Origin of the sequence: Bradyrhizobium jicamae (assembly GCF_001440395.1) — a bacterium.
In the GTDB taxonomy this organism is placed as follows: Bacteria; Pseudomonadota; Alphaproteobacteria; order Rhizobiales; family Xanthobacteraceae; genus Bradyrhizobium; species Bradyrhizobium jicamae.
The window spans coordinates 2455-11711 of sequence record NZ_LLXZ01000146.1 but is presented as its reverse complement, the minus strand read 5'-3'; the positions used below and the strand labels follow the sequence as shown (position 1 = coordinate 11711).

The following is a 9257-nucleotide window of genomic DNA, read 5'->3' as shown; positions in this document are numbered from 1 at the left end:
GGAGCAGGCCGGCTGGATCAGCTGCCTATTTAACTCTCCAATTCCCGAAAAGTGCCGAGCTCAATCGAACTTGACGCCGGCGGGCACCGCGGGCACGTCGGATCGGTTCTGTGGTAGTTCGGGCAAGGTGCGCCGGCGCCGCTGCTTCAACGCGAGTGCGGCAGCGCCAGCCGTTGGTTTTGACGGCTCAGCTGAAGCGCCGCAGAGTCACTAATGAGATGTTTTGCCGATCGCACTTCGATATAAAAATTGGAGGTAGCGTATAGCGTGGCTGCGAACAGAAGCGCCAACCCAGCACTTGCTAATTGACAGAGCCGACTCATTCCGCGTCCTCCAGTCCCGCGCAGGTAGTAACGCCACAGCTGAAACTCTGTTCCTAGAATCGGGAAAAAGTGGAAAACTTCGCCCTGTGTCCACTAGTGAACGGACCTTCCACCTTGTTGATCTGTTTGATGTCTTAGGCTGAAGCCTGGCGGGCATTATGGAAGGGCCGCGCTATGAAAATGATAGTCGAGTACATCGAGCATGCTCTGACGTTCGAGCGGCTTGCTGCTGAAGAGGAAAACGAAGGACTCAAAATTGAGTTGGCCTCGCTGGGGCGGGCTTATCGCAAGTTAGTCGAAGAGCGCGCAAAGCAGTTCGGTTTACCGCCCCCGAGTAAGCCATAGCTGCTAGCTAAGATCAGGCTTGAAGCCCGCGGGCATTGCGGGGACGTCGTCAGGATCAGCCGAATTTCTATTGCAGCTCGGGCAAGGTGCGCCGGCGCCGCCGCAACCACAGGCCCTTTCTCCCAAGAACGGCCGTTCGCGGTGATTTTCACAAACCCAGCGAGTGTTGTCGCACCGAGGACAGTACCGCATCGAGTTTCCCCGCGAGCAAAGGAATCCAATGTCGGTGCAGTCATTGCGTTCCGCTGGGCTAACTTTTGTTATGGCGGGCTACGGCTGTCGGCTGTGATTTTGGAGTAGCCCTTTGTGGGTGAAGGGCTGGCCTCCAGGGGCCTCAGCTCCACGTCCCGGAGCTGGGGCTCTTGGTGCTAGGCAACCGCCGTAGGTTCGCGAATTGCCATGTTTTCCCGAAAATCGTTCTCCTGAGTGGTAGTTCGAACAGACACCTGAATTGATGAGTGCTTCAATGTCGGTCTTTTCAGCACGTGTATTTAATTCGCGATTGGCCCGGCTCGCTGAGCCGGGCTTTTCGTTGTGTTAGGCGCCGCCGATGTCTAGGGCCCCCATGGTGCTAGGCGAATAGATCCGCGCCGCTCTGCGTCAGCTTCACGAACGTGCCGCTCTCGTGCAATTCGAGCCAGCCATGCGAGATCGCGTGCGCAAGGCCCGCCGAATATCCCGCCGGCGTCGCCCTGTCACCGAACAGAAAAGGGTGGTTGATTTGCTCGATATATATTCGGCCGTCCTGGATCGGTTGGAAGGCGCGAGCGTGTTCCAGGAGCCGCCGTGCGGCTTTCTCAGGAGCGGAGTAGGGGCGATTACCAGCGTATTTCATCAATGTCCCATGCGAGCGTGCGGAAAGCTCGGCCGTACATCGGCGCCGCGCTTGCCGCAAGCCTGGCAAACGAACCTTTCCTCAATATCGGAAAGCCGGATGTTATCCGGCCAGCAACCTGCGTCCAAAACGACTGAATGGCAGCATTTGTAGTCTGAGCAAGGACAACGATGCGCCGCGCGCCGGACTGGCGCATTTCGCCGAAGGTGATCTTCTCTTCCGGGCCATTTTAGCTGTAGGCGCCTTTCGAGACCAAGCCCTCCAGGCCGAACTTGCAGGCGTGTCGAAACAGGTCCGGTCTTAAGGGCCCTGCTGCGTGACCCAGAGCAGGCTGCACCAAGACGATAGCGGTTACCAGGAACACCGCCGCCATTAGGATATCCTCGTGAGGCCACATCGCATATTAATTGGCCATGTTCGTATATGTGCCGGCTGGAAATGCGGCCGCACCTCGGCCCCCGGGCTTGTCGCATCCTCATACGAACGCGTCCCGCACGCGGCGCATCGCTGGGTGCTTCGGGTTCTTGACCTTAATGATGATCATCCAAATTGCTACCGCTACCGTTCTCGGAATTGCATCCCTGATTGTCCTGCTTTCCAGCGGACTAGGCCCGGACGTTGTCCTCGCGGTTTTGGCGACTCTTTCCTAGGGCAGCGCCGTCCCTAGCTGCTGAGCCTTGCTCCTTATGGCGTGAACAAATGGGCGTAAATTGCGCCGATAGCGATCGCCAGCGAGCAGGAAAGCAATAAGATATAACTCCAATCGAGCCGTGCCATGCGGCCAACATTGGCGTTAAACCTGTTGCTCGCTTGATCTACATCAAGCGTCTCTCTCTTGCGTCCTTCAGCCCGTGGGCTTACTTCCTGTCCCGTTCCCGCAACAGCCGCCCTAGGTCGTCCTCGCTTGTGCCGACGTAGCCGTTGCGTTCCAGGCGATGAACTCGTTCTGCGGAATCGAAAAAGCGCACCTTGCGGAACGGCTCTGGCGCGTTTAGCCCCCAGCCCCGCGCCAGAGCCGTTACTTAAGGTAGGTCCGTCTTCGTGCGGGAAGTCCGGCGGCACGTCGGCCCACGCCGGGGGCTATCCTTATGGAGGGCCTACGTCTGTGCAACGATCTTATGCTGCGATCGTCTCGGAAGTCGTCACCGCGGCGGCGGTGGTCGCCCTCGTGCTGTACGTGCTATTCCCGCCCAACTAGCAATGTCAGACGCCCGCGACGCGTTGCGCGGACAAAAACTCTACCTGTCGGGTTGCTCTAGGCGAACAGCTCGGCGTCGGCCGCAGTGAAGGTGACGAGCGTCCCAGCCTCCTTGATGACAATCAGGCGATAGCCCTCATGCTTGATCTCGGGCCGAACCATCGAAGCTTTCTTGAGAAGCGCAAAGTGGTAGGGACGTAATATCTTGAAATTCCCCGGCAGAAAAGTCGCGGGAACCAGCTCCGCTGCATGCCGTTGAACGTCAACTCACGGAGGTGGAGCGAGTCCATGCGATACGCTTTGGCGGCGATCCTGATCCTAGCAGTAAGCGCGCTAACAGTTTCACCGGCCAGCTCGGAAGAAATTGAGCCGGGAACTAGCCTCGCCTCACTGGAGCGAAACATCACCACTGGTTCAAGCCGGACCGCCGTGCATCCCGACAGCGAACGGAGCACGGCGAAGATCAAAGAGAATGAAGTCGAGACCCCTGAGACGATCGCGACCATTGAAAGAAATCGCGAAGATCGCGAACGGATGGTTGTGATGGACCGGTAGATTTCCTGGAAACGGGGACGGAACGTCAGAGGCCGTCATACGAGATCTAGCGGCGCATCGGATCAGCTTCCTTCGCTTGATCAGGATCGCGTGCCGTCTAACGCCTCGTGTTCTAATTGGCGGAGTCGTTCGATTTGCGCTCTGAACTGCGCAGGTAGCTCGTGGTCCTCTTTGAAGGAAGCCAGTAGTCTCTCGCCAATCTCTCGAACAATCGCGCGGCTATGCGAGGAGGCAATGTCGACGGAGTTTCGCATGGCAGTGTTCTCCGGCGTGCCAACGCGGGCCGAGACCGTCGCCTTTGGCTATCTGCGCGAGCGCTTGTTTTTGAACAGCGAGTCCGAAGGACCTTTGGCTATCCGCGACATGCGCCGTTTGGTTAACGGCGGGCGACGGCCTCACCATACTAATGCTTCGGCGAGATTCGCGTTCCCGGTTGCATTAATAAACGTTCAGAATTCTAGCGCGTCCGAGTTCCCCCTTGCGACGTCGGGGAAACACATCCGGCATGGGCGGTTGCCGACATAGCGGCTCATCACTCGGACGAGCGCGCAGATGGCGTCTTGGTTGGGGTTGATGAAGTAGAATTGCCCCTGCGGCGGATTGAGCGGAGGCAGAAGCGTGGTCGAGGTTGCAGCCGTCCCCAACGATAGGCCAATGCCGGAATCGAGGTTGCGGCTGGCTGGAGATAGAATGCTGCCGATGCAAGATGAGCTTGCCGCTTCCGCACGGCGCGTGACACGCCGATCTGGAAGCTGGAGCCGTCGTTCCGATGCCGGTCCTGCGGGATGCGGCGTTACAGGCCGCCGGTCCGCACGATCAAGTTGACCGAGCAGCGGGAGATAGCGATCGCAAGGCACTGTTGTGGCCGGAAACGAAAACAAGACACCGCCCATTTGTTCATCCATAACGGAGTCAGCAAATGCCGCAAGAGAACGATCTGCAAGGTCAGGGCGGCAAACACGGCGGGGAGGCGGTCATGCCAAAGCCGGAGGATTGCAGCTCAGCCCAGCAGGGCGGTCCATGGCGCAAGCAACATAGCGGAGGCGACGCCGCAAAACACGTGTGTCACCGGCGCCAGCCGCCTGCAGTGTCGCTGCCGGCCTAGGTTACCGCGGCAGCCTTCAAGTCGTAAACTTCACTGCGCCGCCGGAGGAGCGCGCCCTCCGCCATCGTGTCCAGCTACTTCAATCTCGGTTGCGCCCGGTAATTTCAGTTTCGGCCTGAAGCCAAAATTCCAGATCGCGTCCTTCCGGGCGCCCGTTTTGCTCCCAGAGTTCCCGAGCGCGAGCCCTGATTTCTTCCTTGGTTCGCCGCGCGGCTAGATGTTGCCGCAACCCTGCTTTCAGATCCTCAACGAACTGTCGCAATCGTTGCACGGTTGTCCGGTCTGTGACCCTGTTAGCGAGCCGGTTCGCTTGCTCGATTTTGCGTTCTAGTTCGCGAGGATCATTCTCGATGTGATCCATGAACCCTCTCCGTCCTGAATAAGACGGTTGAGATCACGGATTTGTTCATCATGCTTCTTGGTTTCTGCATGCCGGCGCTGCCGCGCAACGCGGGAGCAACAAGGCCGGGACAGTTTGACGGGCCGCTGCCTCTGGGGCCTCATGAGACTGCCGGCGCGGGCTGGCTACCAGCTGAGGTATCTTAATGCTCTAAGGCGGCCCGAAAAGCGCGCCGCCGGCCGTTGATAAAGAGCTACCTACCTTAGTTGAAGTCAGGTGCATGCTGCCGACGAGGCGGGCCAGCCGGTCGCTTGTTTCTCGAAAGTCTTAAAGCCGCTCGATCGCGACGCGTCGCCAGCCGAAGCCTGGCTGTCCAAGCCGCCACTTAGGCCGTTCGCATGCCTAGGAACCGAATACAGACGGACGGGTTTGACTTATGGCTTTTTCCGCTCAAAGCCGAGATTGCTACCTTTAACGGAGGGGGCTGCCAAAAGAGCTCCCACTTTGTGCGGGAGAGCGGCGGAGCTCAAATGACGAACGAGTATATCGATGGTGTAGGCGTTTTTGAGGATCCGCCGCGGGTGTCGACTGGAAGCGACGGTCTAGACGACATTCTTGGAGGTGGATTCGATGCCAATCGGATGTACCTATACGAGGGTAGACCCGGTACGGGCAAAACCACCATAGCACTTCAGTTTCTTCTCAGAGGCGCGCGCGATGGCGAGCGAGTGCTCTATATTTCTCTGTCCGAAACAAAGCGCGAGCTCAGCCTCGTTGCCAAACGGCACGGCTGGTCGCTAGAGGGCGTCGATATTTTCGAATTGGTTCCCCCGGAGACGACGCTCGATCCCGAGCGCGAACTGACCGTCTTCCATCCCGCTGAGATGGAGCTCGGCGAAACGACCGGCCTAGTTTTCAAGGAGGTCCAACGAACTAATCCGACGCGCGTCGTCGTCGATAGCCTATCCGAACTCCGTCTACTCGCCCAGAACCCGCTCCGCTACCGGCGGCAGGTTCTGGCTCTGAAACACTTTTTCACCAATCGCAACTGTACGGTCGTGCTCCTCGATGACCTCTCTTCTTCGCAGGAAGACCTGCAGCTCCATTCGATCGCGCATGGCGTCGTCATGCTCGAGCAACTCGCCATCGATTACGGGGCAGAGCGGCGCCGGCTGCGCGTGATCAAGATGCGCGGGATGCGGTTTCGCGGCGGCTTCCACGATTTTACGATAGAAGAGGGTGGACTGAAGATTTTTCCTCGCTTGATTGCGGCCGAACATCACAAGCCGTTCGCCGGCGAGATCACTCCCAGCGGTAATGCCGAGCTTGACCAGCTTTTAGGAGGCGGTCTGGAGCGTGGCACGAACGCGCTCTTCATCGGCGCGGCAGGCGTCGGCAAATCCTCAGTCGCGCTCACCTACGCGATCGCCGCTGCCGAGCGGGGCGAGCACGCCGTATTCTTTGCTTTCGATGAAGGCCGCGGCACCATCGAAGCCCGTGCTCGAACCCTCGGTCTGCCTCTCGCGAAGTACGTCGAATCAGGCCTCGTTCGGTTTCAGCAGATCGATCCTGCCGAGCTGTCCCCCGGCGAGTTCGCGGCTAACGTGAGAAACAGCGTCGAGGTCGACAACGCGCGCGTCGTCATCATCGACAGCCTGAACGGTTATCTCAACGCGATGCCCGACGAGCGTTTTCTCATTCTGCAGATGCACGAACTTTTGACCTATCTCGGACAGCAGGGTGTGCTGACCATCCTGGTACTTGCTCAGCACGGTCTGGTAGGTCCGATGGATACGCCTTTGGACATAAGCTATCTCAGTGATGCGGTTTTAATGCTGCGCTATTTCGAGTTGGCCGGGACCGTACGACGCGCATTGTCGGTGGTAAAAAAACGTAGCGGAAACCATGAACACACCATTCGGGAGTTTCGCCTAAGTCGTACAGGAATCAGCCTCGGCCCGCCGCTAAAGGAATTCAGCGGAATCTTCTCAGGCAACCCACGCTTTACCGGCACGCAAATCCCCGACCAGGATCCGGCGGAATGAGCACTGACCCGGATTACCACGTTCTCGTGTTTGCTCCGATCGGCCGCGACGGGCCGGCCGTCGCTGAGCTATTTCGCAGCTCGAACATGGAAACGGTCATTTGCCGGAGCCTGCCCGAATTAGTTCGCGAGATGAACGTCGGCGTCGGAGCTGTCTTTCTTACCGAGGAAGGACTTTTCGGGAAGGACATGTCTCCCCTCGCGCAGTGGATCGATCAGCAACCAGCGTGGTCCGACCTTCCCTTCATTATTCTTACCAGCCATCGAGATCAGCCGGCGGTTGTCGCTTGGCGTCAAAATACCGTCGACGTTCTCCGCAACGTTTCTTTGCTCGAACGGCCAGTCCAGCCGATGACGCTTGCCAGCGCGGTGCAATCAGCGATGCGGGCGCGGCGTCGTCAATACGAAATTCGGTCCTTGCTCCGGGCGCGCGAGCAAACCGCCCAAGAGCTCGAGGAACTTGTGGCCGAGCGCACTCGTGCACTCGAGGAAGCCAACGATCAGCTTCGCATCGAAATGGAAGAGCGCGCCCGAGTGGAGGAGACCCTTAGTCATGCCCAAAAGATCGAAGCGATCGGGCAGCTCACCGGTGGGGTGGCTCACGACTTCAACAACCTGCTGATGGTGATCTCCGGCGGTTTGGACATGCTCGACCGGCAGACGGATCCGGTTCGGCGGCGCCGTCTGATGGACGGAATGATCCAGGCCGCGCAGCGCGGAGCAGGCCTGACACGGCAACTACTCGCCTTCTCCCGCCGGCAGAAACTCAGACCGGAACCGGTGGACGTCGCCCTGCAGATCGGTGGCATGCGCGAATTGCTCGATCGAAGCCTTAGAGGCGACGTACACGTCGAATTTGAATTTCCCGATGATCTCTGGCCGGTCGAAGTCGATCCCGGCGAACTTGAACTCGGGGTCCTCAACCTCGCGGTAAACGCCCGGGACGCGATGCCAACCGGGGGAACGATCGTCGTTCGCGGCGAGAACCTGAGCGAACTGCGGGACCCCGAAATTGCGGGCGACTTCGTGCGAATATCCGTGATCGACAAAGGCGTCGGCATGAGCCGGGAAATTCTTTCTCGGGTCTTCGAGCCGTTCTTCACCACTAAGGACGTCGGCAAGGGGTCGGGCCTCGGCCTTGCCCAAGTTCACGGCTTTGCCACGCAATCGCGAGGCACCGTACGCATAAAATCGCAACTGGGCCGTGGGACCAGTATCGAGCTTTACCTTCCGAGATCTGGCAATCTGCCTTCTAAGGAACGCGACCGCCCCGACCTCGGCAATGCGCAGCCGCAGAGGAGCAACCTTGGCCGGGTCCTTTTGGTCGAGGATGACGAAGAGGTCGCCGCGCTTGTAAGCGAGATGCTCGGGCAACTCGGCTACGACGTCACGCGGGCCGCTAGTGCCGCGGCTGCATTGGGTGCCTTGGCCGACGGTAGATCGATCGACCTCGTCTTTTCCGACATCATGATGCCGGGCGTCATGAACGGCGTTGATCTTGCACGGGAGATCAGGAAACGGCGAAGCGATATGCCGGTCCTGCTGACCAGCGGATACTCGAAGGAAGCCGCTGTCCAGGATGCGGAGTCCGCAGGCGTTCAAATTTTGTCTAAGCCCTACCGCATCGACGAGTTGGCTGCTGCCCTAAGCATCGCAAAGGCCGATCTAGGCCGAGATGGAGGGTTATCCAAGCGGATGAGCATGAACTGACATGCCGACGTTGGTTCAACCTCTCGCCCGGAGGGGTTAGCTTTGGTTGCACTTGCCCGTGGAACCGCCAGCGGAAAACGGTTTCCCTTCTGATGTTCTATTTCGCCATAGGACATGGGCGCCGCTGCGCGAAACCCCCTTTCTCAGACGAGCGAGAACGTCCTATCGATTGGGGCCTTCAATCCATCAAGCGCAAAATTTTCTTTTGAAATCTGTGGGGGTGTTTGGTTGCGATGGTTCCGTTCGGCGGCTTCCTCGCCGATCGGACCAAGCGGCGAGGCTATCCTCGTGATAGGCTGCATCGCCTTCGGCCTCCCGCGAAGGGACATATCTGGCAGTTCGGCGTCACCGCGATGCCCTACTTCCGCGCGGAATGGTTTGATATCGAGCTCGCGCGGACCAAGATGCTGTCCGGGCAGGTAGAGTTTCTCGATCGTCTTTTGGTAATCGCCGTTGAGAGCGCCGGGAAATAATGTTCAGGATTGGAATCATTTCAGACACGCACGGTCTGTTGCGGCCCGAGGCGGAAAGAGGCCTGACGGGCGTCGATCACATCATCCATGCCGGCGACATCGGGCGCCCCGAGATCGTAGACGCGCTTCGCCGGATCGCGCCTGTCACGGCTATCCGTGGAAACGTGGACAATGGCGAGTGGGCCCGCGAATACCCCGACACGAAACTCGTACGCCTGGCGGGAAAGTCGATCTACGTTCTGCACGACCTGAAGACGCTGAAGGCCGATCCCGGCGCCGGCATCGACGTCATCGTCTCCGGGCATTCCCACGTGCCGAAGATCGACACG

The 9257-nt window shown here is 59.0% G+C and carries 8 protein-coding genes and 1 pseudogene; 7 read left to right on the top strand and 2 right to left on the bottom strand.

The genetic code is table 11. The features are described from left to right. Positions 1-497 precede the first annotated feature (497 nt). On the top strand, positions 498-668 hold the full coding sequence (locus CQ12_RS45190; protein WP_198164244.1) for a hypothetical protein: 171 nt from the start codon (positions 498-500) through the stop codon (positions 666-668). A 571-nt stretch (positions 669-1239) separates the two neighbouring features. Here CQ12_RS45190 and CQ12_RS23910 read toward each other — a convergent pair. Further along, on the bottom strand, positions 1240-1572 hold the full coding sequence (locus CQ12_RS23910) for a hypothetical protein (protein WP_347337442.1): 333 nt from the start codon (positions 1570-1572) through the stop codon (positions 1240-1242). A 1417-nt stretch (positions 1573-2989) separates the two neighbouring features. On the opposite strand from CQ12_RS23910, the gene CQ12_RS23900 reads away from it, so the two are divergent. Both CQ12_RS23900 and CQ12_RS46610 read left to right on the top strand, forming a co-directional pair. Further along, positions 2990-3256, top strand: coding sequence for a hypothetical protein (locus tag CQ12_RS23900; protein ID WP_157088435.1), 267 nt, complete (start codon positions 2990-2992; stop codon positions 3254-3256). Between the two features lie 604 nt (positions 3257-3860). Next, a pseudogene (locus tag CQ12_RS46610) lies at positions 3861-4098 on the top strand (hypothetical protein); the annotation flags it as partial. A gap of 342 nt (positions 4099-4440) precedes the next feature. On the opposite strand, the gene CQ12_RS23895 reads toward CQ12_RS46610, so the two are convergent. After that, positions 4441-4722 (bottom strand): DUF2934 domain-containing protein, encoded by a 282-nt coding sequence (locus CQ12_RS23895; protein ID WP_057837750.1) that lies wholly within the window; start codon positions 4720-4722, stop codon positions 4441-4443. Positions 4723-5231: 509 nt separating this feature from the next. Between CQ12_RS23895 and CQ12_RS23890 the strand changes: the two genes are divergently transcribed. The 4 genes from CQ12_RS23890 to CQ12_RS23875 all read left to right on the top strand — a co-directional run. Next, positions 5232-6746, top strand: a complete 1515-nt coding sequence (locus CQ12_RS23890) for an ATPase domain-containing protein (RefSeq protein ID WP_057837756.1) — start codon at positions 5232-5234, stop codon at positions 6744-6746. Beyond that, positions 6743-8455, top strand: coding sequence for a response regulator (locus tag CQ12_RS23885; RefSeq protein ID WP_057837749.1), 1713 nt, complete (start codon positions 6743-6745; stop codon positions 8453-8455). Before CQ12_RS23890 ends, CQ12_RS23885 begins: the two co-directional genes overlap by 4 nt. A gap of 233 nt (positions 8456-8688) precedes the next feature. After that, entirely contained in the window at positions 8689-8928 is a 240-nt protein-coding gene (locus CQ12_RS46605; protein ID WP_057837748.1) for a hypothetical protein, read from the top strand. Then, positions 8925-9257, top strand: a 333-nt coding sequence (locus tag CQ12_RS23875; protein WP_057837755.1) for a metallophosphoesterase family protein, incomplete at its 3' end; no start/stop codon positions are given. The genes CQ12_RS46605 and CQ12_RS23875, both read left to right, overlap by 4 nt.